General features: G+C 75.1%; 28 protein-coding genes and 1 tRNA gene. 17 read left to right on the forward strand and 12 right to left on the reverse strand.

What is annotated here, in order from left to right:
* The first annotated feature begins 6 nt into the window (after nt 1–6).
* Nucleotides 7–1,281: an amidohydrolase gene (locus tag NP075_RS16680; RefSeq protein ID WP_227565766.1), complete on the forward strand. Its 1,275-nt coding sequence runs from the start codon at nt 7–9 to the stop codon at nt 1,279–1,281.
* 241 nt (nt 1,282–1,522) lie between these two features.
* Here the strand turns inward: NP075_RS16680 and NP075_RS16685 are convergent, their stop codons facing one another.
* Nucleotides 1,523–2,260 (reverse strand): AAA family ATPase, encoded by a 738-nt coding sequence (locus tag NP075_RS16685; RefSeq protein ID WP_227565767.1) that lies wholly within the window; start codon nt 2,258–2,260, stop codon nt 1,523–1,525.
* Nucleotides 2,261–2,411: 151 nt separating this feature from the next.
* On the opposite strand from NP075_RS16685, the gene NP075_RS16690 reads away from it, so the two are divergent.
* From NP075_RS16690 to NP075_RS16710, 5 genes are all read left to right on the forward strand, one after another.
* Nucleotides 2,412–2,496 (forward strand) — tRNA-Ser (locus NP075_RS16690).
* Between the two features lie 124 nt (nt 2,497–2,620).
* Nucleotides 2,621–2,908 carry a DUF4287 domain-containing protein gene (locus NP075_RS16695; RefSeq protein ID WP_227565768.1) on the forward strand — a complete coding sequence of 96 codons (288 nt, stop codon included), beginning with the start codon at nt 2,621–2,623 and terminating at the stop codon, nt 2,906–2,908.
* A 52-nt stretch (nt 2,909–2,960) separates the two neighbouring features.
* The gene (locus NP075_RS16700) at nt 2,961–3,446 is read left to right on the forward strand and encodes a DUF6584 family protein (protein ID WP_227565769.1); all 486 of its coding nucleotides are present in this window, start codon (nt 2,961–2,963) and stop codon (nt 3,444–3,446) included.
* A gap of 85 nt (nt 3,447–3,531) precedes the next feature.
* A complete protein-coding gene (locus NP075_RS16705) occupies nt 3,532–4,035 on the forward strand; it encodes a mycothiol transferase (protein ID WP_256791269.1) in 504 nt (167 codons plus the stop codon).
* A 49-nt stretch (nt 4,036–4,084) separates the two neighbouring features.
* The gene (locus tag NP075_RS16710) at nt 4,085–4,381 is read left to right on the forward strand and encodes a DUF1905 domain-containing protein (RefSeq protein WP_227565771.1); all 297 of its coding nucleotides are present in this window, start codon (nt 4,085–4,087) and stop codon (nt 4,379–4,381) included.
* Between the two features lie 24 nt (nt 4,382–4,405).
* On the opposite strand, the gene NP075_RS16715 is transcribed toward NP075_RS16710, so the two are convergent.
* Nucleotides 4,406–4,630 (reverse strand): PLDc N-terminal domain-containing protein, encoded by a 225-nt coding sequence (locus tag NP075_RS16715; protein ID WP_227565772.1) that lies wholly within the window; start codon nt 4,628–4,630, stop codon nt 4,406–4,408.
* 129 nt (nt 4,631–4,759) lie between these two features.
* Between NP075_RS16715 and NP075_RS16720 the strand changes: the two genes are divergently transcribed.
* Complete coding sequence (locus tag NP075_RS16720; RefSeq protein WP_227565773.1) at nt 4,760–5,245, forward strand: hypothetical protein; 486 nt, start codon at nt 4,760–4,762, stop codon at nt 5,243–5,245.
* 12 nt (nt 5,246–5,257) lie between these two features.
* Here the strand turns inward: NP075_RS16720 and NP075_RS16725 are convergent, their stop codons facing one another.
* The gene (locus tag NP075_RS16725) at nt 5,258–6,307 is read right to left on the reverse strand and encodes a P1 family peptidase (protein ID WP_227565774.1); all 1,050 of its coding nucleotides are present in this window, start codon (nt 6,305–6,307) and stop codon (nt 5,258–5,260) included.
* Nucleotides 6,308–6,329: 22 nt separating this feature from the next.
* The gene (locus tag NP075_RS16730; protein WP_227565775.1) at nt 6,330–8,219 is read right to left on the reverse strand and encodes a M48 family metallopeptidase; all 1,890 of its coding nucleotides are present in this window, start codon (nt 8,217–8,219) and stop codon (nt 6,330–6,332) included.
* 156 nt (nt 8,220–8,375) lie between these two features.
* On the opposite strand from NP075_RS16730, the gene NP075_RS16735 reads away from it, so the two are divergent.
* From NP075_RS16735 to NP075_RS16755, 5 genes are all read left to right on the forward strand, one after another.
* On the forward strand, nt 8,376–9,050 hold the full coding sequence (locus tag NP075_RS16735; protein WP_227565776.1) for an SRPBCC family protein: 675 nt from the start codon (nt 8,376–8,378) through the stop codon (nt 9,048–9,050).
* Nucleotides 9,051–9,198: 148 nt separating this feature from the next.
* Nucleotides 9,199–9,402 carry a cold-shock protein gene (locus tag NP075_RS16740; protein WP_089797961.1) on the forward strand — a complete coding sequence of 68 codons (204 nt, stop codon included), beginning with the start codon at nt 9,199–9,201 and terminating at the stop codon, nt 9,400–9,402.
* Nucleotides 9,403–9,586: 184 nt separating this feature from the next.
* Complete coding sequence (locus NP075_RS16745) at nt 9,587–9,973, forward strand: PadR family transcriptional regulator (protein WP_227565777.1); 387 nt, start codon at nt 9,587–9,589, stop codon at nt 9,971–9,973.
* The gene (locus NP075_RS16750; RefSeq protein ID WP_227565778.1) at nt 9,970–10,698 is read left to right on the forward strand and encodes a hypothetical protein; all 729 of its coding nucleotides are present in this window, start codon (nt 9,970–9,972) and stop codon (nt 10,696–10,698) included. The genes NP075_RS16745 and NP075_RS16750 overlap by 4 nt, the downstream gene beginning before the upstream one ends.
* Nucleotides 10,699–10,738: 40 nt before the next feature.
* The gene (locus NP075_RS16755; RefSeq protein ID WP_227565779.1) at nt 10,739–11,491 is read left to right on the forward strand and encodes a hypothetical protein; all 753 of its coding nucleotides are present in this window, start codon (nt 10,739–10,741) and stop codon (nt 11,489–11,491) included.
* Between the two features lie 4 nt (nt 11,492–11,495).
* Here NP075_RS16755 and NP075_RS16760 read toward each other — a convergent pair whose 3' ends face one another.
* Genes NP075_RS16760 through NP075_RS16770 form a run of 3 tightly spaced genes read right to left on the reverse strand, consistent with a single transcriptional unit; the run spans nt 11,496 to nt 14,397 of the window.
* Nucleotides 11,496–12,821 carry a lysophospholipid acyltransferase family protein gene (locus NP075_RS16760; protein ID WP_227565780.1) on the reverse strand — a complete coding sequence of 442 codons (1,326 nt, stop codon included), beginning with the start codon at nt 12,819–12,821 and terminating at the stop codon, nt 11,496–11,498.
* Complete coding sequence (locus tag NP075_RS16765; protein WP_227565781.1) at nt 12,818–13,753, reverse strand: phosphatidate cytidylyltransferase; 936 nt, start codon at nt 13,751–13,753, stop codon at nt 12,818–12,820. The genes NP075_RS16760 and NP075_RS16765 overlap by 4 nt, the downstream gene beginning before the upstream one ends.
* Nucleotides 13,750–14,397, reverse strand: a complete 648-nt coding sequence (locus NP075_RS16770) for a CDP-alcohol phosphatidyltransferase family protein (RefSeq protein WP_227565782.1) — start codon at nt 14,395–14,397, stop codon at nt 13,750–13,752. Before NP075_RS16770 ends, NP075_RS16765 begins: the two co-directional genes overlap by 4 nt.
* Before the next feature lie 155 nt (nt 14,398–14,552).
* On the opposite strand from NP075_RS16770, the gene NP075_RS16775 reads away from it, so the two are divergent.
* Together NP075_RS16775 and NP075_RS16780 are read left to right on the forward strand one after the other, a co-directional pair.
* The gene (locus tag NP075_RS16775) at nt 14,553–14,849 is read left to right on the forward strand and encodes a type II toxin-antitoxin system VapB family antitoxin (RefSeq protein ID WP_227565783.1); all 297 of its coding nucleotides are present in this window, start codon (nt 14,553–14,555) and stop codon (nt 14,847–14,849) included.
* Between the two features lie 24 nt (nt 14,850–14,873).
* On the forward strand, nt 14,874–15,515 hold the full coding sequence (locus NP075_RS16780; RefSeq protein ID WP_227565784.1) for a LytR C-terminal domain-containing protein: 642 nt from the start codon (nt 14,874–14,876) through the stop codon (nt 15,513–15,515).
* Nucleotides 15,516–15,531: 16 nt separating this feature from the next.
* Here NP075_RS16780 and NP075_RS16785 read toward each other — a convergent pair whose 3' ends face one another.
* Complete coding sequence (locus NP075_RS16785; RefSeq protein ID WP_227565785.1) at nt 15,532–16,869, reverse strand: uracil-xanthine permease family protein; 1,338 nt, start codon at nt 16,867–16,869, stop codon at nt 15,532–15,534.
* A 217-nt stretch (nt 16,870–17,086) separates the two neighbouring features.
* Between NP075_RS16785 and NP075_RS16790 the strand changes: the two genes are divergently transcribed.
* Complete coding sequence (locus NP075_RS16790; protein ID WP_227565787.1) at nt 17,087–18,418, forward strand: hypothetical protein; 1,332 nt, start codon at nt 17,087–17,089, stop codon at nt 18,416–18,418.
* Here the strand turns inward: NP075_RS16790 and NP075_RS16795 are convergent.
* The 4 genes from NP075_RS16795 to NP075_RS16810 all read right to left on the reverse strand — a co-directional run bounded on the left by NP075_RS16795 (nt 18,374) and on the right by NP075_RS16810 (nt 24,245).
* Nucleotides 18,374–20,497, reverse strand: a complete 2,124-nt coding sequence (locus NP075_RS16795) for a glycosyl hydrolase (RefSeq protein ID WP_227565789.1) — start codon at nt 20,495–20,497, stop codon at nt 18,374–18,376. The two genes, NP075_RS16790 and NP075_RS16795, sit on opposite strands and share 45 nt — an antisense overlap.
* Nucleotides 20,494–21,225, reverse strand: coding sequence for an efflux RND transporter periplasmic adaptor subunit (locus tag NP075_RS16800; RefSeq protein ID WP_227565791.1), 732 nt, complete (start codon nt 21,223–21,225; stop codon nt 20,494–20,496). Before NP075_RS16800 ends, NP075_RS16795 begins: the two co-directional genes overlap by 4 nt.
* Nucleotides 21,222–23,003, reverse strand: coding sequence for a glycosyltransferase family 2 protein (locus NP075_RS16805; RefSeq protein WP_227565793.1), 1,782 nt, complete (start codon nt 23,001–23,003; stop codon nt 21,222–21,224). The genes NP075_RS16800 and NP075_RS16805 overlap by 4 nt, the downstream gene beginning before the upstream one ends.
* 291 nt (nt 23,004–23,294) lie before the next feature.
* Nucleotides 23,295–24,245, reverse strand: a complete 951-nt coding sequence (locus NP075_RS16810) for an LLM class F420-dependent oxidoreductase (RefSeq protein ID WP_227565795.1) — start codon at nt 24,243–24,245, stop codon at nt 23,295–23,297.
* 78 nt (nt 24,246–24,323) lie between these two features.
* Here NP075_RS16810 and NP075_RS16815 point away from each other — a divergent pair, with 78 nt between their 5' ends.
* Nucleotides 24,324–24,527, forward strand: coding sequence for a hypothetical protein (locus NP075_RS16815; protein ID WP_227565797.1), 204 nt, complete (start codon nt 24,324–24,326; stop codon nt 24,525–24,527).
* A 55-nt stretch (nt 24,528–24,582) separates the two neighbouring features.
* Nucleotides 24,583–25,215 carry a DUF1684 domain-containing protein gene (locus tag NP075_RS16820; protein ID WP_227565798.1) on the forward strand — a complete coding sequence of 211 codons (633 nt, stop codon included), beginning with the start codon at nt 24,583–24,585 and terminating at the stop codon, nt 25,213–25,215.
* Nucleotides 25,216–25,223: the final 8 nt, after the last annotated feature.

The raw sequence follows: 25,223 nt of genomic DNA on the forward strand, positions 1-25,223 counted from the left end.
GAGGTCATGCCGGTCCCGCACCCTGCCGCTCCCCTGCCGATCCGCACCGCCCGCGGCTCCGTCGCGATCGTCGGCGGTCACGTCCTGCCGATGGCGTCCCCGCCGCTCGACGGCGCGACCGTCCTGGTCGAGGACGGTGTCGTCACCGCGGTGGGCACCGACGTCACCGTGCCCGACGGTGTGCGGGTCGTCGACGCGCGCGGCCGGTGGGTGCTGCCGGGCTTCGTGGAGTCGCACGCGCACATGGGCGTCGCGGAGGAGGCCGAGGGCTGGGCCGGTGAGGACACCAACGAGCGCACCGACCCCGACGGGTCCGCGCTGCGTGCGATCGACGGCATCAACATCGAGGACGAGGGGTTCCGGGACGCTCTCGTCGGGGGTGTGACGTCGGCCGTCGTCAAGCCCGGGTCCGCGAACCCGATCGGCGGGCGCACCGTCGCCGTCAAGACGTGGGGCGGGCGGACCGTCGACGAGCAGGTCATCCGCCACGACGTCTCGGTGAAGTCGGCGCTGGGCGAGAACCCCAAGCGCGTGTACGGCGAGCAGAAGAAGCTGCCGTCGACCCGGCTGGGCGTCGCGGCCGTCATCCGCCGCGCGTTCGTCGACGCGCAGTCCTACGTGGCGCGTCGCGACGCCGCCGCGGCGAAGGGCGAGCCGTTCGACCGGGACCTCGGCAAGGAGACGCTCGCGGCCGTGCTCGCGGGCGAGCTCGCGTGGGACCAGCACACGCACCGCGCGGACGACATCGCCACCGCCCTGCGCCTGGCCGACGAGTTCGGGTACCGGCTCGTCGTCAACCACGGCACGGACGCCGCCGCGATCGCGGACGTGCTGGCCGAGCGGGACGTGCCCGTGATCTTCGGGCCGCTGTTCACCTCGCGGTCCAAGGTCGAGCTGCGGGACCGGGCGATCGCCAACCTGGGCGTGCTGGCGCGGGCCGGCGTGCGCGTCGCGATCACGACGGACCACCCCGTGGTGCCCGTCAACTTCCTGGTCCACCAGGCCTCGCTGGCCGTCAAGGAAGGGCTCGACCGGGACACGGCCCTGCGCGCGCTGACCGTGAACCCCGCGTCGTTCCTCGGGCTCGACGACCGCGTGGGCGCGCTGGCGCCCGGGCTCGACGGCGACGTCGTCGTGTGGTCCGGCGACCCCCTGGACGTCAACGCGCGCGCCGAGCAGGTCTTCGTCACCGGCACCGAGGTCTACACGTGGGACGCCACGGCCCGCGGCGGCCTGGGCGAGGGCCGCGTCCGCGAGCGAGCCACCCGCTTCCTCCCCTGACCCACCCCTCCCTCCCAGCCTCCCCCTCCCCCGTGAGAGAGCAACCCAGTCACGCGGCCGGCGCCCCCGACGCCCGGCCACCTTCGTCGCCCGCTGCGTGAGACGTGCCCGCGGCGAGACCGGGCTCAGGTCGCTCATGACGCCCCTGAGCACGACTCAGCCCGGTCTCGCGTTCGTCCCGTCTCGCCCTCCGGACGGGAGCCGGTCGTCGTCGGCGCCGCGAGGGGAAGGCAAGGACGTGTCAGTCCAGGACGTGGCGGAGGTAGCGCTGCGGGTCGTCGAGGAACCCGCGCCACGCGATGACGAGGTCGAGGTCCTCCCACGCGCACTCGCGCAGGCCCCACTCACCGACCTCGTAGATCGTCGCGCCCGGCAGAGCCGCCAGGAGCGGCGAGTGCGTCGACAGGATCACCTGCGAGTCGTGCCGGACGAGGTCGTGCAGGTGCTGCAGCAGCGCGAGGCAGCCCGTGAACGACAGCGCCGACTCCGGCTCGTCGAGCACGTACAGGCCCGGGTACATCATCCGCGAGCCGATGAGCTCGAGGAACGACTCGCCGTGGGACATCTCGTGGAACACCGGGTCGGCGCCGGGGTGCTCGTCGAGGTAGGTGTAGAAGCCGTGCATCGTCTCGGCCCGCAGGAAGAAGCCCCGCCGGGGTGCCCCCGCGCCGCGGACGAGCCGGATGTCGTGCGCGAACCCGGACTCGGTGGGGCGCGTGCGGTGCATCGACCCGGTCGACCCACCCTCCGGCGCCATGCCGAAGGTGGTGGCGATCCCCTCGACGAGCGTCGACTTGCCGGCCCCGTTGTCCCCGACCAGCACCGTCGCCGCGCCGAGGTCCCAGCCGTGCTCGAGCACCTGACGCACGGCGGGGACCGTCCGGTGCCAGTCGCCTCCGCGCTCGCCGTCGAGCTTGGGGTCCCCCGCCACGACGGACCGCACGGGCAGCATGCTCCACGAGCCCGGACGCGCCACCATGCGCCCAGCCCATCACGTCGCACCGAGAACGCCCATCGACCGGGAGGACGACACGGTCCCCGGCGCGAGGGGCGCTCCGCGTCCAGGACGCGCTCGTTCCTCCGCTAGACTCCTACCCGCAGTGCGCCCGCCCGGCGGGCGGACGGCACCAGGAGGATTCGCCTAGTGGCCTATGGCGCACGCTTGGAAAGCGTGTTGGGTGCAAGCCCTCGGGGGTTCGAATCCCCCATCCTCCGCAGCACCGAAGGGCCCGTGACCGCGGCGACGTGGTGACGGGCCCTTCGTCGTCGCGCCAACGGCGCCCCCGATGACTCCCGCCGTCCCCGTCGGTCTACCCCGCACCGACAGACGGGAGCCACCATGTCCTTCCAGGCCTACCTCGACGCCGTCGAGGAGAAGACCGGGCTCACCCCCCGGCAGCTGCTCGACCATGCGCACGAGCGCGGGTTCGACGCGTCCACCAAGGCCGGGCCGATCCTCGCCTGGCTCGCCGAGGACCACGGCCTCGGCCGCGGGCACGGGATGGCGATGGTCCACGTCATCACCAAGGGACCGCAGATCGGGGACACGCACGTGGGCAGTACGGGCACCCACCGCGACGCGTCGGACACGCTGTGGCTGGACGGCAGGGCCACGCGCCCGCAGTGACGGCGGCGCAATCCCCTCGCCGGCGACCCCCGCCGCTCCCTACGGTGCACCGGTGGACGAGACGCGCACCCCCGACGACGCCGAGCTGGCGCGACGTCGGCGTGCCCTGAAGGACCGTGTCACCGCGCAGCCGCAGCGGCTGGACCTGCGCGCGGAGCTCGCCGCCGTCTACCGGGCGGAGGGCAACGCCGCGCAGGCCGGACGCTGGGGCCACCTGTCCCCCGACGTGCGCCCGGACGAGACGGCGGCGTTCGTCCGCGCGTTCGGCGACGACCCCGTGGAGATCATGCGCGTGCTGCGCTGGCAGGGCTCGGAGCAGGACGCGTCGACGCCGCTCGCCCGCGAGCGCCTGCGGGCCGTCCGGAAGCGTGCCGAGGCGTCGCTGGGGCGCACCACGACCTGGGAGGACCCCGGCGGCACCCCGCCGGGGCGGTGGGAGGGCGTGCTCGTGCTGCTCGGCGTGCTGGCGTTCCTCACGGTCGTCGTCGTGGGCGTCGGCACGATCGGCGCGTGGCTGTGGCGCCTGCTGGGCATCTGACGGCGCCCGGACGGCTGCGCCCGCCGAGCACACCGCGGCCGTGCGTCGTACGGTCGACCGCGTGACGGGATCAGGTGCACGGCAGATGCTGACGGACGGTTTCGGACGGCTGGGCCCGGCGGTCCGGGCCACGCTCGAGGGCACGGACGCGGCGGCGCTCACGTGGCGCCCCGCGCCCGGCGCCAACACGCTCGCGTGGCTGGTGTGGCACATCGCGCGCGTCCAGGACGCGCAGGTGGCGCCGCTCGCGGGCGTCGAGCAGGCGTGGACCGCGGACGGCTGGGCCGACCGGTTCGGCCTGCCGTTCGACCGTGACGCGACCGGGTACGGGCAGTCCGCGGACGAGGTGGCGCAGGTCACCGCACCGGCCGACCTGCTCCTGGCGTACCTCGACGCGGCGACGGCGCAGACCCTCGCGTACCTGGAGCGCGTCGACGACGACGACCTCGGGGTCGTCGTCGACGAGTCGTGGGACCCGCCGGTGACGCTGGGGGTGCGGCTGGTGAGCATCCTCGACGACTGCGCGCAGCACGTCGGCCAGGCCGCGTACCTGCGCGGGCTGCTGCCCGGGGACGTCGCGCCGGCCTGACGCCCCAGCGACGCGGCCGCGTGTCGGCGGTCCCCGGTAGCGTCGTGGCGTGCCGGAGTTCGAGGTCGACGCCCCGTTGTGGCAGGTGGAGAACGGGTCCTGGGTGTTCGCGTCCCTGCCGTTCGACGTCGCCGACGAGATCGACGAGCTCACGCGGGGTCGCCAGGGCGGGTTCGGCTCGGTGCGCGTCGAGGCCACGCTCGGCCCCACGACGTGGCGCACGTCGCTGTTCCCGGACAAGGGCCGAGAGACGTTCGTGCTGCCGGTCAAGAAGGCGGTGCGGACGGCCGCCGACGTCGCGCCCGGGGACGTGGCCCGCGTGCGGCTGCGGCTCGTCGACCTGTGACCCGTCGACCTGTGACGGTCGACCTCAGGACGTGATGCGGCCCTTCGCGAAGTACGTGAGGGGGCCGACCCAGTTGACGAGCAGCGCGAGCGCCCACGCGGACTTGGGGCCGTTCACCTGCTCGGCCGGCCGCTTCACCAGGTCGCGGTAGGCGGCGGCGGTCAGCGCGACCTGAGCGGTCCCCAGGACGACGACCATCGCGCGCCGGCGCCCGCTCATCTCGCGCCACTTCGTCAGGTTCTTCGGCACGTGGGACCTCCGGGGACGGGCGCACGGGGCGCGGGACGGTGGCCCCATCGTGCACCCCCGCGGCGCCGTCCGCAGGGCCGGACGTCCCGCTCCCCCGCGCGAGCGCCCCGGCGCCCGTAACCTGACCGCATGGAGCTCACCCTGGGGCTGGACGAAGCCCTGACGCTGGCCCGCGCGGCCGACGCGATCCCCACCGCCGTGACCGACGTCCGCGGCGAGCCGCGCCTGGTGCGCGCCCAGGTCAAGGTGCACGAGCTGCCGGGCGTGCCGGGCGCGGTGCGCATGGCCACGAAGCTCGCCGGGCCCGTCGACGTGCGCGTCGAGGACCGCGGCACGACCGGCCGCGCCTGGCGCGTGGCGGTCGTGGCCTCGCACCCCGTGCTGCGCATGGACCTCAGCGGGTTCGTGACCGAGGCGGTGCGGGGTCAGCTCACCCAGCTGCCCCCGGGTGTCGCGACGGCGTCCACGCAGGACGGGGCGACGATCGTCGAGGTGGACCTCGACCGGCTGGGCCCCCTGGTCGGCGAGACGTTCCCTGGCGCCCGCGGGCTGCTCGTCCGCGTCGAGGACGTGGAGCTCGGCGACCGCCTGCGCCTCACCGCCACGATCGGCTGACGGGCCCGCGGGTCAGGCGGTCCAGGCGGGCAGGTCGTGGACCGGCGTCCTCGTGCGGGTCGCCGAGCGAAGGGCGTCGGCGACGGCCCGCTCGACGACGGTCGCGGCGGCCGCCTGCAGCGCGACGAGCGCGGCGACGCGCTCGGGGCGGGCCACCGGTAGCGCGACCGACTGCGTGGCCAGCGCGAACACCGTGTCGCCGTCCGCCAGCGTGTGGACGGGGTCGAGCGCGCGGGCCAGGCCGTCGTGCGCGGCGGTCGCCGTCCGCGAGGTCTCGGCGGGGTCCAGCCCCCCGTCCGTGGCGACGACCACGAGCGTCGTGTTCAGCGGCGACCCCCCGGCGGCCGCACCGGGGACGACCTGCACACCCGATGCGTCCAGCGGCCCGCCCGGGGCGGACGCCGGCGGGCCCAGCCCGGTCGGGGCACCCGCGGCGTTGACGACGACGAGCGCCCCGACGACCGTGCCGGCGGCCGGGCCGTCGGTCAGCCGGAGCGACGCCGTCCCCACCCCGCCCTTGTACGTGGCGCCCGCGACCGCCGCGCCCGTGCCGGCCCCGACGCACCCGCGCGCCACGGCGGCGCCGTCCCCCGACGCGTGGGCGGCCGCGGCCGCCGCGTGGCCCATGTCCTGCGTGGGGTGCGTCGTGAAGTCGCCGCCACGGCCGAGGTCGAAGACGGCCGCGGCCGGCACGATCGGCACGACCTGTCCGGGGACGGGTGACACCGGGTACCCGCGTCCCTGCTCCGCGCACCAGCGCTGCGCGCCGTGCGCGCTGACCAGCCCGAAGGCGCTGCCACCGGTGAGCACCACGGCGTCGACGGTCGGCACGAGGGTGCGGGGGTCCAGCGCGTCGGTCTCGTGGGTCCCCGGCCCACCGCCGCGCACGTCCACGCCGCCGACGGTGCCGGGCGGCGGCAGCACCACGGTCACGCCGGTGAGCCAGCCGTCGCCGACGCGCTGCACCTGGCCGACGCGGACGCCGGGCACGTCGGTGATCGCACCCGCCTGCGGGTGCGGCTGGTCGTCGTCCGGGCCGGGCGGGGGCGTCGTCGCGCGCATCCGCCCAGCCTGTCACCGGCCGTCAGCCCTCGCCCGCTCCCACGTGGTGCACGGGGGTGAGCGAGTGCAGGTGACCGACGAGCACGCTCTGCGACTCCTTCGTCAGGTACTCCCCCGACCACTTCTCCTTGAGCTCGACCCGGGTGCCGTCGTGCAGCTCGATCGTCGCCTGGACGGGTGAGACCCGGCGCACGGTGGCCGCCCGCACGTCCTCGTACGCGACGTAGCGGTGGGTGCGGGCCAGGACGTGGACGGGCGCCGACTGCAGGATGCCGATGATCCGGCCCTTGCCGCCGTCGGTCTGCTTGGGGCACGGCACGAGCACCAGGCCACGGTCGAGCACCACGACGTCGTGCTGGGCGCCGTCGACGTTGACGTTCGCCAGGCCGGCGACGACGGACGCGCCGTGCGCGGTCGCGCGCTCGTGCACCTGGCCGACGGCGCCCGGGTCGACCCCGAGGCCGGCGAGCCACGCCCGGACCTGGTCGACGCCGCCGCGGTGCGCCGCGAGCGCCGCCCACGGTTCGACGTCCAGCTCGTCGCCCTCGCGCCCCCGCAGGGTCGCCGGACCCGCCCACTCGAGGCGCCAGCGCGCGGCACCCCCGTTCACCAGCGCCGCCGTGAGCACGGGGTGCAGCGCCTCCGCCAGCGGGTGGGCCGTGACCTCCCCCGGCGCGCCGGTCGGCGGCTCCAGGTCGAGGCCCAGCTCCAGCGCGAGGTCGTCGCTGCGTCCCTGCGCCACGAGGTCGAGCACGGTCCCCAGCGTCGCGCGCGGGACGCCGGCCAGACGCGCGGCGGTGCGGTGGACCGCGTCGGCACGGCGTTGCTGCTCGGCGGCGATCGCGGGCGGGACCAGCTCGTCCCACGGCAGGCGGCGCCGGTCCTCCACCGCCAGCACCTCGTCCGCGAGGTGGGCGGCCAGGACGGCGATCTGCGGGACGAGGACGTACGCGGGTCGGTCGTCGGGCGTGTGCGGCACGTCGGCCAGCCGGTCCATCGCGACGACGCGCTCGGCGGTCGGCGGGTGGCTGTCCCAGCGCCCGGCCTCCGCCGACAGCGGGGCCTGCCGGACCGCACGGAGCTCGTCGCCCCGGGCGGCCAGGAGCTGGGGGAAGCCGCCGAAGAACGCCTCGGAGGTCGGGGCCAGGCCCACGTCCCAGCCCGTGCTCACGTAGGCGCCGAGGTAGAAGTTCCACGCCGCGTCGACGACCTCGACCTCGCGCAGGGTGGACTGCGCGGTCGCGCGGCCCACCGCGGCGACCGACAGGGCGTCGGCGGCGAGCTCCTGGCGACGGCTCGTCGCGGCCGAGACCAGGAGGTAGAGCTTGCCGTACTGGCGCAGCAGCCAGCCCGGCAGGGAGCCCGAGAGCTGGCCGAGCGTCGCCCCGATCACCTGACGGCCCCGGTGCACGACGACCGACAGGCGCGTGTCGTCGTGCGAGTAGTGGCCCAGCTCGTGGGCCAGGACGGACCGCAGCTGCGCGACCGTCAGGCCCTGCAGCAGCGGGACCCCGAGCACCATCCGGCGCGTGCCGCCCACGAGCCCCAGCAGGCGCGCGTCCTCCTGGACGCCGGCGTTGACGTCGGGCGCGAGCCTGATCTCGTCGGGGGCGCGGGTGCCGGCCAGCGCCGCGGCCTCGTCGACCATCGCCCACAGCTCCGGGGCGTCGGCCCGCAGCAGCAGCGGCCCGGACGGCGGTGCGGGACGCGCCCGTGCGACCTTCCACATCGCGACGACGACGCCGACCATCGCCGCGATCGTGAGGAACCCGAGCTTGCCCGCGACGACGTTCACCCCGGAGGTGAACGCCACCACGGTGAGGCCGCCGAGCCCGGCGATGACGACGAGCGCGGCGACGTAGAAGCCGGCCAGCGTGAGGACCGCGACGACGGCGCGCAGCCTGGTGGACATGGGTTCCTCCGGCAGTCCCTGGGACACGGCTGCGTCCCGTCGGCGGGAGCGTAGCGGCCGGGCCGTCCGCGCGAGGGTGCTTTCGCCCCTGTCTGTGCACGACGTCCGGGACGTTCGGCTCACCGGCTCCGGCGGGCCGCGTGGTCGGCTGGCCGGATGGACGACCGGCGCCACCTGACCCTGCGCATCCCGCTGCCGCGCCGACGCGACCTGGCGAGGAGCGCGGTCGCGCTCGGGGTCGCCGGCCTGCCGCTGCTGCGGGCCTGGGGGCTGCAGTGGGGCGCGCGCGAGGACGAGCTCGAGGCGCACCTGCCGGGTGACTGCCTGGCACCCGACGCGGACCTGGTCGCGACGCGCGCGATCGGGCTGGCGGCACCCCCGCAGGACGTCTGGCCGTGGGTCGTGCAGCTCGGCCAGGGCCGGGGCGGCTTCTCCTCCTACGACGCCCTCGAGAACCTCGCCGGCTGCCGCATCCGCTCGGCGGACCGGGCCGAGCCGGTCTGGCAGGACCTCGCCCCGGGCGACACGGTCCGCCTGCACCCGCGCGTGGCCCTCGAGGTCGCCGCGGTCGACGCCGGGCGTGCGCTCGTCCTGCGGTCGCCCTGTGACGCGGCGGCGCCCTACCGCTTCACGTGGGCGTTCGTCGTGCGGCCCGACGGGCGCGGCGGGACGCGCCTGGTGGTGCGGGAGCGCTACGCGTACCTGACGGCGTGGGCCCGGTTCGCCGCGGAGCCGGCGTGCGCCGTCAGCGCCGTGATGACCCGGGGCCTGCTGCGGGGCGTGCGTCGTCGCGTCCGGGGCGCCTCGAACGTGATACGCCCGGCAGGCTGAACCCCTCGCGCATGCACGATCTGTGCCGCTAGGCTGTGGCACGTAGTCGCAGTGCTGTGTTTGTCCCGTTCTCCGGAGCGGACGACGGCCACCGTGATTCACCGGTCCCGGTCGTCGGGTCCGTAGTACACCGCATGAGGAGAATGACGTGCCCACTGGCATCGTGAAGTGGTTCAACGCTGAGAAGGGCTTCGGCTTCATCGCCCCCGAGGACGGCGGCCCGGACGTCTTCGTCCACTACTCGGCCATCCAGACGCAGGGCTACCGCTCGCTCGAGGAGAACCAGCGCGTGCAGTTCGACGTGCAGGCCGGCCCCAAGGGTCCGCAGGCCTCCAACGTCGCGCCTGCCTGAGCAGACGAGCTCACCGAGCCCCACGGGCTCACGCAAGGGCGTCCCGACCACTGGTCGGGGCGCCCTTCGCCGTTCCAGGGGGCACCGCGGCCCCCGGCCCCTTCACGCCGCCCGGTCCGGGGACGACGAGATCGGGCGACACCGATGGGTTGCGCGCCTACCTAGTCAGGCATACTGTCTAGCCATGCCGCGACCCGCACCCCCCGACCCCCTCGCCGAGGCGACGCCGGCCACCCCCGACTGGCCCGGCGAGTGGCTGCGCGGCGTCCTGTCGCTGTGCGCCCTGCGCGTCCTGGCGGACGGCCCCACGTACGGCTACGACATCGCGCAGCGCCTGGCCGGCGTCGGGCTCGGCGAGATCAAGGGCGGCACGCTCTACCCGCTGCTCGGCCGGCTGCACGCCGCCGGGTTCCTCGACGAGGAGTGGCGTCCCGGTGACGGCGGCCCCGGCCGCAAGTACTACGCGCTCACCGAGGCCGGCTGCGCCCACCTGCACGACGAGAGCGCCCGCTGGGCGCGCTTCGCCGCCCTCACCCAGTCGTTCGTCACGAGCCAGGAGGCCCACCGATGAGCACCAGCCCGGACACGCTCGCCCCGCACGTCGACCCGCGCTGGCGCGACGCGTTCATCATGGAGCTGCGCCTGCGCGACGTGCCCGGACGCCGGATCGGCGACGCGCTCGCGGAGGTCGACGGCCACTGCCGCGACGCGGACGAGGACGCGACCACGGCGTTCGGCGACCCGGTGGCCTACGCGCAGGGCCTGGCCGAGCACCTGCCCACCCGTGCGCGCCTGCCGCTGCGTGACGGCGCCGCCGTCGTCGTCGAGACGGCCGGTGTCCTCGGCGTGGTGTGGGCCCTGCCGCCGTGGCTCAACGGCGACCCGCTCGTGGCCTCACGCGGCATGGCGGCCACGGTCGTCGTCAGCCTGCTCGCGGCCGTGGCCCTGTGCCTCGCCCCCGCGCCGACCCTGCGGTGGCTGACCCGCGCCCGGTGGTGGCAGGCCGCGCTCGCCGGGTCCGGGGTCGCCGTCGCCCTGGCGGCACTCACGAGGCTCGTGCCCGACGGCCGCCTGGAGGCGCCGGCGGCCCCGCTGGCCCTCGTGAGCCTCGTGCTGCTGGCCGTCGGCGCGGTCGCGCTGCACGCCGGCGGCGCCACGGCGGACGTCGTCAGCGCCCCGGGTGCGGACGACGCGCGATCCGTCCGACGCGCGCGGACCGCCTCCGTCCTCGTGAGTGCCGCGCTCCCCGTCGTCGCCCTGCTCGCCGCGGGCGGGCTCGCCCTGCTGCCGCGCTGACCGCCCACCGCCCGGCCGTCCCGGAGTCAGGAGACCACCGATGAGCACGAACCCGACCGACATCGCCCCGCACGTCGACCCGGCGTGGGTCGACGCCTTCGTCCTCGAGCTGCGCCTGCGCGACGTCCCGGGCGACCTGGTCGGGGACGCTCTGGCCCAGGTCGAGTCGCACGTCCTCGACGCGGGCACGTCCGCCGACGACGCGTTCGGCGACCCGAGGGCCTACGCGGCGACGATCGCCGAGACGGCCGCCCGCCCCACGCCGGACGAGCCCGGTGCGATGGTGCCACCGGCACTCGGCGGCGCTGCCCTGGTCGTCGCGATCACCGGCATCGTCGCGTGGTTCGGTGACGGCGCGGTCGACGTGACGGGCGGCACTCTCGCCGTCGTCGGCGCGATGCTCGCCCTGCCGTTCGTCGTCCAGCGCTACGGCACGCCGGTCCTGCGCTACCTCGTCGAGAGCTCGTTCTGGCGGATCTGGCTCCTGGTCACGGCGTCCGGGCTCCTGCTGGCCGGGGTCGCCCTGGTGGGGCGCGCGTGGCAGGTCGCGACCGTGGCGGCACCGGCGCTCACCGTCCCGGCCCTCGTGGTGGTCGCGGTGGCCGCCGTGCTCGGGCTGCGCGACGCCTCCGACGTCGACCCGTTGCTGCCCCCGGGTGCCGACCGCGCGACGGCCGAGGCCGCGATCCGCCGTGACACCCGCAGGCTGCGCCTGCTCACGTCGACCATCCAGGTGGGCTTCGTCGCGGGGGCGGTCGGGTTCGCCGTGCTGCTCACCCGGCTCACCCCCTGACGCCTCAGCGGCTCCAGCGCCGGACGACGAGCCCCAGCCCGATCGCGAACGTCACGCCCGCCGCCCCCAGGTACGGGCCGTACAGGCGGCGCAGCACGGGAGCGCCGGCACCGGCGGCCACGCGGACGACGGCCCCGACGGCGAGCGAGCGGGCGGCACGCGCGCCGAGCGCGTGCACGGCCAACGCGACGGCGGGCACGTCCGCCGCGCCCGCCTCTGCCGCGTAGACCTTGACGGGCACGCCGTTGAGCGCCTGCCGCCAGATCCCGCGGGCACCCGCGACGGCGAGGTCACGGGCAGCGCGCTCGCGCATCGCCGGAGTCGTCAGCGGCGCCCACGGCCGGTCGCCCTGCGCCGTCATCGCGCGCGTGACCAGCACACCGGCCGCGGACCCCACGGCCAGGCACGCGGCGGCCGGCAGGACGCGCCGGGGGTGCGCGGCAGCGACGAGCACCAGGTACATCTCGGAGGTCACCGGCAGGCTCACCGCCTCGGCGAAGCCCCACACGACGGCCCCGGCCAGGCCCGCGGGACCCGCCATGAAGCCGCGCACGACGCGCCACGACTTCGACGTCGACGGCACCGGCGGCCCGGCCGCCAGCATTCCCTCGATCTGCGCGACCAGCGGCGCCATGTCCGTCAGCTCCTGCGGGTCGACGGGGTGGCCCACCCGCACCTCGACGGGTCCCGGCGTCAACCGTCCCTTCTTGGCGAGCAGCTCGCGGGTCCCGACGACCGCCACGGGCAGGATCGGGACGTCGAACTCCTGGGCGATGCGCAGGGCGCCGCTGCGGAACCGCCCGAGCCGGCCGTCGGTGGAGCGGGTGCCCTCGGGGAAGACCATCAGGCTCGACCCGCTGCCCAGCACCTGCGTCGCCCCCGCGATCAGCGACTCGTACCCGCCGCCGCCGTGCCGCCGGACGGGGACCGCCCCGATGAGGACCTTGAGCAGCCGGGCCTTCCAGGGGTTGTCGAACCAGTAGTCGCCGGCGGCGACGACGACCGGCTTGTACGACGAGGGGAACGCGGCGAGCAGCGCCGGGGTGTCCGCGTGCGACTGGTGGTTCGCGACGACGACCATCGCCTCGTAGGGCGCGGAGCCGACGACCCGGAAGCCGCCGACCAGGTGGAACGCGTTGCGCCACACCAGGTGCCGCACCGCGCCGGCCAGGTTGAAGCCGGGGGGCAGCCCGACGCGCCTGCGCAGCCGGCGGAACGTCTCGGCCGATGCGTGCGCGTACGCGTGGGCGTGCGGGTGACGCTCGGCGGACGGCGCGTCGTCAGGGCCGGGGGCGACGTCGCCGGCGCTCGCCCGTGCGTCGTCGCTCATGCCAGCACCCACGCCAGCGGCAGCACGAAGAGCAGCGAGTCCACCCGGTCGAGCAGACCGCCGAACCCGGGCAGCCACGTGCCCGCGTCCTTGACGCCCGCGCGCCGCTTCACCATCGACTCCACCAGGTCACCTCCCACACCACCGAGCACCACGGCCACGACCAGCCCCACGGACACCGAGCCCAGCACGACGAGCACGAGCGTGCCACCCACCGCCGCTCCGACCAGCCCGCCGACCGTCTTGTTGGGGCTCAGGGGCGACAGCGGGCGTCGGGCCCACGCGAACCGCTTGAGGCCCTGCCCCCCGCACCACGCTGCCACGTCGGCCGCCGCGGCGGCGAAGCACAGCAGGAAAGCGTCCGACCCGACCAGCACGAGGTGCGCGAGCGACCAGCACAGCCAGATCGACCCGAACGCCGCACCCGTCGCACGCTCGACGCCGCGGTCGAGGTCGCCGGTGAGCACGGCCGGCACGGCGCAGAGCAGCGCGATGAGCGGCACGAGCGCGAGCAGGCCGGGCTCGAGCCACGCCGCGAGCGGGTAGGCGACCGCCAGGACGAGCAGCAGCGCGGTCTCGGGACGGGGCAGCCGCGTCATCGCGGCGTACTCGCGGACGGCCTGCAGCGCGAGGAGCACCGCCAGCACCGCCGTCGGCCCGGGGCCGAGCCACATCGGGATGCCGATGACGGGCAGGATCAGCGCCCACGTCGTCCACCGGCGCCGCAGCTCGGGCTTGCGGGACGCGAGCACCGGGAGCGCGGCGACCGCGAGGATCCCTGCCGTCAGGACGAGCAGGAAGACGGCCCGCCCGTCGAGGTCCACGTGCCAGCCCCCGAGCCGCAGGTCGATCGCGTACGCGGTGCGGTCGAGCCCCACCCACGCGGCCAGGGGGTCGACGACACCCTCGCGCTGGGTCGGGTCGAGGGTCACGAGCCGGACCCTACGACGCGCGCCGGCGCCCCCTCGACGGTGGTGCGGGCCAGGGTGCGGTGCGTGCGTCGCGCGCGGACGACCGCGGTGAGCACGGACCCGGCGGCCAGCACGACGGCGACGCCGGGCAGCAGCGTCGGGACCGCGGCACCGAGCACCGCGAGCGCGCACCGCTCGGTCTTGCCGACCGGGCCCCCGTTGAGCCGCGGCGCGCCCGCCCCCGCGGCGGCGAGCGACACGAACGTGGGCAGCGTCGCCGCGACGGCCGCCACGAGCACCCACGCGAGGGGGGTCAGCCCGGCGACCGGGTCACCGCCCGCGCGCACCGCGAGGACCGCGAGCCCGGCGAACATCAGCAGGTCCGACGCGCGGTCCCCGAGCTCGTTGAGCACGAAGCCCCACGGCCGCGCGACGCCGCGCGCTCGCGCCACCGCACCGTCGAGGTTCGCCCCGGCGAGCCGCACCGCCAGGAGCACGAGGGCGGCGGGCCACCAGCCGAGCGCGATCGCGACGCCCGCGAGGGCGGCCCCGACGACACCGACGACGGTGAAGAGGTCGGGCGTGGTCCCGCGAGCGACGGCACCGTCGACGAACCGCCGGAGCCGCCGGGTGTACCAGGGCTTGAGGGCGTAGAGCGACGGCATGCGGGCGACTGTACCGACCACCGGCGGTCCGCTCCGGCGCCTGTCCCCCGGTCGCCGACCTGCCCGCGGCCTGCGGCGTCCCCCCGCGGCGCGCGCGGGTGACGAAGGGCGGACCGTCCGGGCTCCGCCCCTGCTCACCCCCTACACTCGGGGCCGTGATCTTCAAGGCAGTGGGCGAGGGGCGTCCCTACCCGGACCACGGGCTGACGACCCCCGCGCAGTGGTCCGACGTCCCGCCGCGCCAGGTTCGGCTGGACGAGCTCGTCACCACGAAGCGGACCCTCGACCTCGACGCGCTGCTGGCGGAGGACTCGACGTTCTACGGCGACCTGTTCGCCCACGTCGTCGAGTACAAGGGGATCCTGTACCTGGAGGACGGACTGCACCGGGCCGTGCGTGCCGCCCTCCACCAGCGCGCGCTCCTGCACGCACGCGTGCTGGTGCTGCCGTGACCGCCTCGGGCCGTGGGGGACCTCGTGAGTGACCATGACAACGGGCGCACGCTGCGTCGCCGCCACATGCACGAGCGGCAGGCAGTGGTGTTCGGCGTGCTGCTCGCGGGTCTCGCCGTCGCCGGTCTCGGCGCCGCGGCGCTGTACACGGAGAGCATGAGCCTGCCGTTCTTCCAGCGCGAGTTCTCGGCGCTCCCGACCGAGGAGACCGAGACCATCCGGACGTACTGCCCGCCCGAGGGCGCGCTGCCCGTCCCCTCCTCGGAGATCACGGTCGACGTCTACAACGGCGCCGACCTCGCCGGGCTCGCGGCGCAGACCGCCACGTCCCTGACGGAGCGGGGCTTCGTCATCGGCACGACGGGCAACGCGCCGTCGACCGTCACCGGTGCGGGTCGCATCATCTACGGCGCGACCGGGATCGCCGCGGCGTACACGCTGCAGGCGTACGCCCCCGAGACCGTGCTCCAGCTCGACAGCCGCGCCGACGCCCGCGTCGACCTCGTGGTCGGCACGGAGTTCACGGGCCTCCTGCCGCCGGACCAGGTCGTGCTCGACCCGGCCACCCCGCTCGTCGGCCCGGAGGGCTGCATCCCGTTCGCCGAGATGACGGCCCCGGCCGCCGCCGCGCCGACCCCTGCGGCGGAGCAGCCGGCCGAGGGCTGAGCCGCCCGGCCCGTCGTCAGCGCGTCAGCTCGTCGCCGCCCGGCACGGAGGCCGGCGTCGCCGGCTCGTCGTGCGTGCCACGCCACCGGGCCACGGCCCGCATGAGGTGGTAGAGGCCGATCGCGACCGCGGTCCCGATCGCGATGCCCTCGAACCGCAGGTCGCCGGCGGTCCACGTGAAGTTGGCGATGCCGACGATGAGGGCGACCGCGGCGGGCATGAGGTTGACGGGGGTGGAGAAGTCGACGCGGTTCTGCACCCAGATCCGGGCGCCGAGCAGGCCGATCATCCCGTAGAGGACGGTCGCCGCACCGCCGAGGACCCCCGCCGGGATCGTCGCGACGACCGCACCGAACTTGGGTGACAGCGCGAGCACCAGTGCGGTCGCCGCCGCCACCCAGTAGGCGGCCGTGGAGTACACGCGCGACGCGGCCATGACGCCGATGTTCTCGGCGTACGTCGTGGTGCCGGACCCGCCGCCCGTGCCCGCGAGGGTGGTGGCCAGGCCGTCGGCCATGAGCGCGCGACCCACGTACGGGTCCAGGTCACGGTCCGTCATGGCGGCGACGGACTTCACGTGCCCGACGTTCTCGGCGACCAGCACGAGCACGACCGGCAGGAACAGCCCGAGCACGCTGACGTCGAAGGTCGGCGCGACGAACGGCGGCAGGCCGATCCACGCCGCGTCGCCGACGGCCTCGAGGTCCACCTCGCCGCGCACCAGCGCGACGGCGTAGCCGACGAGCACGCCGACGAGGATCGACAGCCTGCCCAGCAGGCCGCGGAACAGCACGGTGACCAGCACGATCGCCAGCAGGGTCACCGTGGCGGTCACGGGTGCGGCCCGGAAGCCCGAGCACGTGCCGTCGTCGCCGCAGGACCCCCACGCGGCGGGGGCGAGGTTGAGCCCGATGAGCGCGACGATCGTGCCGGTGACGACCGGGGGCATGAGCGCGTCGATCCAGCGGGTGCCCGCGAGGTGCGCCACGACACCCACGACGAACAGCGCGACGCCCGTGACCAGGATCCCGCCGACCGCGACCGACTGCCCGCCGGCGGCCGTCGCCGCCGTGACCGGTGCGATGAACGCGAAGCTCGAGCCGAGGTAGCTGGGCAGGCGGTTCCGCGTCACCAGCAGGAACAGCGCGGTGCCGAGCGCCGAGAAGAACAGCGTCGTCTGCGGCGAGAAGCCCGTCAGCAGGGGGACGAGGAACGTGGCCCCGAACATCGCGACGACGTGCTGCATGCCGATGCCGACGGTCCGTCCCCAGGCCAGTCGCTCCTCGGGCGCCACCACCTCACCGGGTGTGACGTTCCGTCCGTCGCCGTGCACGGTCCAGCCCCAGCCGCTCATGTCAGCTCCTCGTCACGTGGTGGTCGCCGACGAGAGGGTAGCGACCGCGCCCCGCCCGGGGTGGGGACGAGAGTCCCCGTGTGGCGCCGTCCGCACTCCCCCGGCCCGCGCGCGGGCCCTGATGTCGCGAAGATGCGAAAGGTTATGGTTCTTCCGAGGGAGGACGTGCTCCCGTAACGTGACGTCGCTGCGCCCCGCCGACGACCCGGAGAACGCCGTGACCGCAAGCCCGGGTGCGCCGGCACCCGCCGCCCGCCTGCAGGGTTCCGCGCGGGATGCCCGCGTCTGGCTGCTGTTCGTGGTCGTGCACGCCTGGCAGACGTACCTCGCCCTCGGCCCGCAGGCGCCCGCCTACACCGACGTCGACCTGTACCGCTGGTGGGTGCAGACCGGTCTGGACTTCGGTCAGTGGCCCGTGCTGGACGGCCCGTGGGTGTACCCGGCCGGCGCGCTGCTGCCGATCCTCGTGCCCGCGGTCGTCAGCACGACGTCGACCGCCGCCTACGTCGCGGGGTGGTGCGCCTTCGTGACGCTGCTGGACGCCGTGGCCGTCGCGCTGCTCATGCGCCACCGGGCCGGTCACGCCGCGGCCGTGTGGTGGCTCGCCTTCCTGCTGCTCCTGGGCCCGGCCGCGATGGGGCGGCTCGACGGCGTGGTCGCACCGATCACCATCGCGGCGCTGCTCGTCGCCCTGACGCACCCGCGGACGTCGGCGCTGCTCGTCACGGTGGGCGCGTGGATCAAGATCGCCCCCGGTGCCGCCGTGATCCCGCTCCTGATGGCGTCGCGCCGGCCGTGGCGCGACGTCGTGGAGCCGGCCGTCCTGGTGTGCGCGATCGTCGTCGGGACGGTCGTCGCGCTGGGCGGCGGGGGCCACCTGCTGTCGTTCATCCTCACGCAGGAGGCGCGTGACCTGCAGATCGAGTCCGTGGCCGCGACGCCCTGGATCGTCGCCGCGATGTGGACGCCGACGATCCTGCGCGAGTACGACACGCAGATCTTCACGTACGAGGTCCACGGGCCCGGCACCCGGGCGACCGCGGACGCGCTCGGCGCGCTGCTGCCGCTCGCGGTCCTGGCCGCGGCGGCCCTGCTGTGGTGGTGCCGGCGTCGCGCCGGGGAGCGCTTCTGGTCCGACGACGCCCTGCGCAGCGACTTCGTGGTGCGCGGCACGTTCGTCCTGACCCTCCTGCTGATCATCACGAACAAGGTCGGCAGCCCGCAGTTCATCTCCTGGCTGGCGCCGGCGGTCGCCGTCGGGATCGCCCTCGGTGCGGCGCGCTGGCGCGGCACGGCGGTCCTGCTGCTGGCGGTCGCGGCGGCGACGCAGGCCATCTACCCGTGGTGGTACGCGCAGATGGTCAACGCCGAGCTGCCGATGACGCTCGTCCTCGTGGGGCGCAACGTCGCCGTGATCGTGCTGCTCGTCATGGCCGTGCGTCACCTCGTGCGGCCGGCCGCGCCGCCGTCGGCGGCCGGGGACGACCCGGCCGCCGACGAGGCGTCAGGCGCCGTGCGCGGCGAGCCAGGCGAGGAGGTACGCGCGTGAGCTGCCGTCGTCGACCGACGTGTCGGGCAGGTCGATCGCGTCCTGCCACGCCGCCGCGGCCTCGTCGGGCCCGGCGAGCGCCCGGTACATCAGCAGGTAGTCGCCGAACATGACATCCGGCCCCGCCGGCGTCGCCTCGTCGACGGCCGCGAGGATCGTCTCGGCGTCCACGTCCACCGCCAGGTAGTCCGACACCGGGCCCATGGGGATGAGCAGGATCCCGAGCATCGCGCTGGGCTCGGCGCTGAACCACGTGGCCCAGTCGCGCTTGCCGCCCCAGTTCAGGGCGACGACCCGGTGCTCGAACCCGTCCATGACGGGGTCCTCGAGGTCGGGGTCCGTCCAGTAGTCGCGCGCGGACGCCGCCTCCGTCGACGCGAGCCACGTGGCCTGCGTCAGCAGGTCGTCCTGGCCGGACGCCGCGGCCCACAGGCCGATGCCGTTCCACGCGTTGACGGCCTCCGACGCGGACTCCTGGTTGTTGCCGTCGGCGAACGGCGACGTGCCCGACGCCCACGCGTGCCCCGCGTACGGGTCGAACGTGCGCAGCTGCGGGAGCGCGTCGGACGGCTGCGCCGCCGCGATGTCCGCCGCGAGCGCGTCCATCACGGGTCGCACGTCGTCGACGAGGGTGGGGTCGTCGGCCCCCAGCAGACCGGCGGCCGACAGCAGGTAGCCGTAGTGGAAGTGGTGGTCGTTCAGCTCCTCGGACCCGAAGTTCGGGATCCGCCCGATCACGGAGCGCGCGGCCTCGTCGTACACGAAGCAGCGCGCCTCGCGCTCGTCGCAGCCCTCCGGCTGCGCCCACTCGCGCAGCGCGTCGGCGGTGCGCGTGCGCAGGTCCGCGACCACGTCGTCCGCACCGAGCTGCTCGCCCAGCGTGACGAGCGTCGCGGCGCGGTAGAGGTGCTTGCCGCCGAAGTAGGTGTCGGACGCGAACGGCGGCGTCCCGGCCACGTCCTTCGCCAGCTGGTCGAGGACCGCGTCGCGGCGCTCGGTGCTGACGCCGTCGAGGTCGAGCGCCCCGGTGGGGCGCAGCGTCGGGGCGTACGACGTGAGCGTGGACCCGGCGCACAGCTCGAGCGTCCCGTGCACGCTGCGGTAGGTGCCCAGGCCGCACCCCTCGCGGTCCGGCTGGGTGCCGGTGGTGTGGTGGCGCATGAGCACGTGGGCGCTGGGCGTCGACCCGGCCGTGCGGTAGGTCAGGGTCGTGCGCGCCACGTCGTCGCCGACGCCGTAGCCCACGTCGACGCCGACCACGGGGTCGACCGCGGCCGCGGCCAGCACCTGCGCCGCGTCGTCCGACGCGTCGTCGGGCAGCGCGTACCAGCCCGCCGTCGCGCCGGACGGCAGCGTCAGCGTGCCGCCGTCCAGGGTGCCGTCGGACACCGCCAGGCCCCAGGTGGTGCCGGCGACCTCCGCGGTCGCCGCGCCGTCGGTCAGTGCACCGAAGCCCTCCCCCGCGGCGACCTCCACGTCGGACGCGGCGGTGAAGGACACGAAGGGCGACCCGGCGGCGACCGTCACGTCCCCGAGGGCCGCACCGGACGCGTCGAGCAGACGCGTGGTCACGGCCACGGGGTCGGCGGCCACGACCTGCGCGGACGCGGCCCCAACGTCCACGGTCACGGCGGGGACGTGCGGCCCGATGATCGCCCGCTCGCTGGTCACCGGGTCCGGCAGCCCCATCGTGAACCCGCCGTCCGCGAGCGCGAACGACAGCGGCAGCGGGAAGACGGGCATCGGCTCGGGACCGAAGACGAGACCGGAGTACCAGCGGTTCGACGGCGGGACGACGCCGTCGGCCAGGCGCGCCGGGCCGATCTTCGCGTCGGGCGCCTGTGTCAGCGCGGCGGTGAGGGCCGCCGTGTCGACGTCCGGCACGGTCGCGTCCGGCGGGCCGGTCACGGGCGCGGCAGGGGCACCACCGGCACCGGCGCCCGCGGCCGGGGCGACGCCACCGCCGCCCCCCGGCCGCAGGACGAGGAGCGTGCCGGCCGCCAGTGCGGCGACCACCCCGAGGGTCAGCACCCAGCGGGCGCGGCCGGTGCGGGGCAGGACGTTGCGGGCCGCGGTCATCGCAGCACCCCCTCGACGTAGGCGCGGACCTTGGCGGCGAGGGTCGTCACGACGCCGTCGTTGGTGAGCGCGATCTGGGCGACCACGGGCGTGCCCGCCGCCACGAGCCCGTTGTCGGTCCCGTCGACGAGGCGGTCGCTGGTGATGCGGACGACCGCCTGGGCCTGCCCGGCGACGGTCGTGACCTCGACGCGGTCGACCTTGCCCGGCAGCGTCGTCTCGTTGGGCAGGGTGATGGTCACGTCGGCGCCGTCGGGCAGGCGCGCGTACTCCTTGGCCGTCAGCGTGTACTCGGCCTGCACGTACAGGGTGCCGGCGCGCTGCACGGTCGCGAGCGCGGAGGCGGACGGCACGAACGTGCCGCGCGTGCCGGTGATCCGCGTGACGCGCCCGTCACCGCTCGCGAGCACGACGAGCCGGTTCTGCTCGTCGAGCCGTGTGAACTCCGGCGGCTCGGTGGTCAGGCCGTTCGCGAGCTCGTAGGTGAGGCCGGCGGAGTCGATGACGAAGAGCGGGTCGCCCTCGACGACGTCGTCGCCCAGGTCGACGAGCTGGTCGGCGACGAGGCCGGGGTACGGGGTCCCGACGTCGTACGTGCGGGCGAGGATCTGCGCGGAGCTGGAGGTGGCCAGGCCACGGGTCTCGTTGAGGTGGTAGGTCGCCAGGGCGGCGACGACGAGCACGAGGACGGTGCCCGCGAGCAGACGGACGCGGCTGGCCCAGGTCATGACGTCACCTCTCGGTAGGCGGGGCGGGTGGGTTCGGCGGCGGCACGCTCGCGGGCGACCTCGGCCCGGCGCGCGGCGCGCGCCTCGGCACGCGCCCGGCGTCCCTCCCGCCAGGCGGTGACGATGAAGCCGCCGAGGATGACCGTGTTCGTCGCGTTCCACGCCAGCGCGAGCGTGAAGATGCCCGACGTGTGGGTCTTCCACAGCGCCACGACGGTCGTCAGGAGCAGGAACTGGAAGACCAGCACCTGCGGCAGCATGAAGGCGAAGGGCGAGCGGTAGGCGCCCTTGCGGCCGGTGACGTGCCACGCCTGCTCGCGGCGCGTGATCGCGTTGACCAGCGCGCGCAGGTAGATCGGGAACGACACCGCCGACAGGAGCAGCACCTCCCAGCGGAACGACCCGAGCGTGTAGAACGCGAGCAGGATCTGCAGGACGTAGAACCCGGCGTAGTACAGCGCCCACGTGGTGGCCGTCGTCTTGAGGTCCATCGGCGACAGGTCGAGGTAGATCTCCAGCGGCGGCACCAGCAGCAGCAGGAAGGGCGCGATGCCCGTCAGGTAGTGGGTCGCCGTGACGAAGTACGCGATGCGCTGGTCCATCGTCAGGTTGCGCTTCGGCGACAGCGGGTTGTGGGTGAGCATGATCTCGAACCCGCCGGTCGCCCAGCGCAGCTGCTGCTTGGTGTACGCCTCGACGGTCTCCGGGGTGTCCCCGACGGCGAGCACCGTGGGGATGTAGACGGTCCGCCAGCCGCGCTCGTGCAGCATGAGGGACGTCCAGACGTCCTCGGACTTCGAGTCGGTGTAGATGCCGCCGATCGCGTCGACGGCGGCCCGGCGGTAGATGACGTTGGTGCCGACGCAGAACGCGGCGTTGAACCGGTTCCGGCCGGGCTGCACGTAGCGGTAGAAGACCGCCTGCATGTAGCCGGCGCCGCGGCTGATGACGTTGTCGTAGTTGCCGTACGTCTGGGGCGTCTGGACGAACGCGACGTCCGGGCCGGCGAAGAACGGCACCGTCTCGTGGAGGAACTCGGGGCGCGGCACGAAGTCCGCGTCGAGCACCACGAAGTACTCGCCGCGGGCCAGGGTCAGCGCGTGGTTGATGTTCCCGGCCTTGGCGCCGCCGCTGGACAGGCGGCGCACGTAGCGGGCACCGAGCTCCGCGGCGAGGTCGCGCACGTCGTCCGACCGCCCGTCGTCGAGCACCCACGTCGCGTGCCGGCCCTGCATCTGCAGGGCGGCGGTGACGGTCCGGCGGATGGTCCCGAGGTCCTCGCCGTACGTCGTGATGAAGACGTCGACCTCGACCGGGCGGTCGTCGAGGTGGATCTGCCAGCGCCACGGCTGGCCCTCGGTGCCGTCCCGCAGGATCTGCGCGAGGTCGTACAGCCGCTCCTGCGCGTCGTGGAACGCGAAGCCGCGGGGGTTCCACCCCGAGGACAGCACGGTCCACATGGCCAGCAGCGCGTGCACCACCAGGATCGTCTCGGCCGCGATCACGAGCGTGTACGGCAGCCAGTCGCCGCGGTTGGCGGGGTTCAGGAGGAACGCCGCGTAGACGATGATGCCGGCCGCCGCCAGCAGGACGAGCAGCATGAGCGACGGGCTCTGCGCCGCCTCGTTCTCCCGCGCGCCGGTGCGGTGCGGCCGCAGCGCGGAGTCGTCGGTCCGTCGTGGTTCGAGGATCAGTCGGTCGAAGGTCGTGGCCACGGTCGCCCCCACGTTCGTCGTCGTCAGGTGCGACGTCGCCCCGGGGACCGGGGCCGACGTCACGTGCGCGACGGCCTCGTTGGCGTCCGGTCACGGGGGCCGACCGGCCGGGCGGGCCCGGACGGAGTGGGTGGTGCAGCCCCCGTGGATGTGCTCGACGGTAGGAGGCGTTCTGACGGGGCGTCATACGGCCGGGCACCGTGCGTGGGGTCCGGGCCGGTGGTTGAACATGTTCACCCCGCTGCGGCGACGCTCCCACCAGGTGGAACGTCCCGATATGTCCGGAGTGTTAATACTCGGTGCGCGCCGGGTACGTCCCACGATGCGGACGTACCCGGCGGCCGGGGACCGATCTCAGACGGACGGCACGTGCGGCGCGACCTGCTCCGCGACGAGCTGCAGGTGCTCCAGGTCCGCGAGGTCCAGGGTCTGCAGGTAGACGCGCTGCACGCCCTGCTCGGCGAGCCACCGCAGGCGCTCGACCGCCTCGTCCGGGGTGCCGGCGATGCCGTGCTCGCGCAGCTCGGGGACCTCGCGCCCGATCGCCGCCGCCCGCCGGGCGAGCTCCGCCTCGTCACGGCCCACGCACAGCACGAGCGCCACCGACTGCACGAGCGAGCCGGGGTCGCGCCCCGCCTCGACGCACGCGGCCCGCACGTGCGCGATGCGCGCGGGCACCGCGGCGATCTCCGGGAACGACTGGTTGTACTCGGCGCCGAACCGCGCGGCCAGGCGCGGGGTCTTCGTCGGCCCGCCGCCACCGACGATCACCGGTACGCCCGCGCGCGTCGGGTCCAGCGGCGAGCGCTGCACCGGCTTGGGCAGCGCCGGGGAGTCCGTCAGCGTGTAGTGCTCGCCGTCGTGGGAGAACGTCTCGCCGACGGGCGTGCCCCACAGGCCGGTGACGACCTCGAGCTGCTCGGTGAGGATGCCGAACCGCTTGGCCGGGAACGGGATGCCGTAGGCCGCGTGCTCGGCGGCGAACCACCCCGCGCCCAGGCCGAGCTCGACCCGGCCGCCCGACATCTGGTCGACCTGGGCCACCTGGATCGCCAGCACGCCCGGGTGCCGGAAGGTCGCGGACGACACCAGCGTCCCCAGCCGGATGCGACTCGTCTCGCGCGCCAGGCCGGCGAGCGTCGTCCAGGCGTCCGTGGGGCCGGGCACGCCGTCGCCCCCCATGGTCAGGTAGTGGTCGGAGCGGAAGAAGGCGTCGAAGCCGAGGTCCTCCGTCGCGCGCGCGACCGCGAGGACGTCGTCGTACGTGGCACCCTGCTGGGGCTCGGTGAAGATGCGCAGATCCATGGCCGCAGCCTCGCACGCACCGGCGGACGCCCGCCGGTGCGGGCGCACCCCGCACCCCCCACGGGATACGGTCACCGGGTGCGGTGGTCGGAGCGCTCCCGGGGGCGGCAGTCCGTCCGGTGGTCGTCGTTGCTGCTGGTCGTCGGCTGCGGCGCCCTCGCGCTCGTCTGCCTCGTCGCGGCGCTGCGCGGCCGCCCGCTCGCCCTCGTCCCGGGGCTGGTCGCCGCCGCGGTGGCGCTGCGCGAGGTCCGCGTCCTGCGTCGCGGACGCCGCTCCCCCTGAGCGTCCGGGCGTCCTTCGACGTGCGCGACGACGCCGGGCTTGGGACGGTGGACCGGTGCACGCCGCCACCCCGCTCGCCGCCGCGCTCGACGTCGCGGACTGGCGACGCCGCACGTCCGAGACCTACGCGCAGGTCCGTGCGCTCGCCCCACAGGACCCCGAGGGCGCCCACGCCGTGTGGGTCCAGCAGCGCGACGAGCTGTTCGCGTTCCACCCGGCGTCACCGCTGAGCGCCGACGCCCGCGCCGACTTCGTGGGCCTCGACGTCGCGCCCTACGACCCCGCGTACCGGTTCGAGGTCGAGGTGCAGCCCGCCGGGGCGCAGAGGCTGGACGTGACGACCGGGACCGACGGGGTCGTCGGGTTCGACCGCGTCGGCACGGTCGACCTGGGCGACCTCGGCCGCCTGACGCTGTGGTCGCTGCGCGGGTACGCCGGCGGGCTGTTCCTGCCCGTGCGCGACGCCCTCGCCGGGCGCGGCACGTTCGGCGGCGGACGGTACGTGCTCGACACCGTCAAGGGTGCGGACCTCGGGTGCGACCACGTCGGCCGGCTCGTCGTCGACCTGAACTTCGCCTACAACCCGTCCTGCGCGTACGACCCGTCGTGGTCCTGCCCGCTGCCCACCCGGGCCAACACCCTGGCGGCCGAGCTCCCGGTCGGCGAGCGCACCCCGGCCCTGCCCTGACGGCCCCG

Source organism: Cellulomonas wangsupingiae (genome assembly GCF_024508275.1).
Classification (GTDB): domain Bacteria; phylum Actinomycetota; class Actinomycetes; order Actinomycetales; family Cellulomonadaceae; genus Cellulomonas; species Cellulomonas wangsupingiae.

What these genes read in the sequence shown, in the direction of transcription:
- NP075_RS16680 (WP_227565766.1), top strand. Translation starts at nt 7, where the DNA reads ATGCCGGTCCCGCACCCTGCCGCTCCCCTGCCGATCCGCACCGCCCGC.
- NP075_RS16685 (WP_227565767.1), bottom strand. Translation starts at nt 2,260, where the DNA reads ATGGTGGCGCGTCCGGGCTCGTGGAGCATGCTGCCCGTGCGGTCCGTC.
- NP075_RS16695 (WP_227565768.1), top strand. Translation starts at nt 2,621, where the DNA reads ATGTCCTTCCAGGCCTACCTCGACGCCGTCGAGGAGAAGACCGGGCTC.
- NP075_RS16705 (WP_256791269.1), top strand. Translation starts at nt 3,532, where the DNA reads ATGCTGACGGACGGTTTCGGACGGCTGGGCCCGGCGGTCCGGGCCACG.
- NP075_RS16720 (WP_227565773.1), top strand. Translation starts at nt 4,760, where the DNA reads ATGGAGCTCACCCTGGGGCTGGACGAAGCCCTGACGCTGGCCCGCGCG.
- NP075_RS16725 (WP_227565774.1), bottom strand. Translation starts at nt 6,307, where the DNA reads ATGCGCGCGACGACGCCCCCGCCCGGCCCGGACGACGACCAGCCGCAC.
- NP075_RS16730 (WP_227565775.1), bottom strand. Translation starts at nt 8,219, where the DNA reads ATGTCCACCAGGCTGCGCGCCGTCGTCGCGGTCCTCACGCTGGCCGGC.
- NP075_RS16735 (WP_227565776.1), top strand. Translation starts at nt 8,376, where the DNA reads ATGGACGACCGGCGCCACCTGACCCTGCGCATCCCGCTGCCGCGCCGA.
- NP075_RS16745 (WP_227565777.1), top strand. Translation starts at nt 9,587, where the DNA reads ATGCCGCGACCCGCACCCCCCGACCCCCTCGCCGAGGCGACGCCGGCC.
- NP075_RS16750 (WP_227565778.1), top strand. Translation starts at nt 9,970, where the DNA reads ATGAGCACCAGCCCGGACACGCTCGCCCCGCACGTCGACCCGCGCTGG.
- NP075_RS16755 (WP_227565779.1), top strand. Translation starts at nt 10,739, where the DNA reads ATGAGCACGAACCCGACCGACATCGCCCCGCACGTCGACCCGGCGTGG.
- NP075_RS16760 (WP_227565780.1), bottom strand. Translation starts at nt 12,821, where the DNA reads ATGAGCGACGACGCACGGGCGAGCGCCGGCGACGTCGCCCCCGGCCCT.
- NP075_RS16770 (WP_227565782.1), bottom strand. Translation starts at nt 14,397, where the DNA reads ATGCCGTCGCTCTACGCCCTCAAGCCCTGGTACACCCGGCGGCTCCGG.
- NP075_RS16785 (WP_227565785.1), bottom strand. Translation starts at nt 16,869, where the DNA reads ATGAGCGGCTGGGGCTGGACCGTGCACGGCGACGGACGGAACGTCACA.
- NP075_RS16795 (WP_227565789.1), bottom strand. Translation starts at nt 20,497, where the DNA reads ATGACCGCGGCCCGCAACGTCCTGCCCCGCACCGGCCGCGCCCGCTGG.
- NP075_RS16800 (WP_227565791.1), bottom strand. Translation starts at nt 21,225, where the DNA reads ATGACCTGGGCCAGCCGCGTCCGTCTGCTCGCGGGCACCGTCCTCGTG.
- NP075_RS16810 (WP_227565795.1), bottom strand. Translation starts at nt 24,245, where the DNA reads ATGGATCTGCGCATCTTCACCGAGCCCCAGCAGGGTGCCACGTACGAC.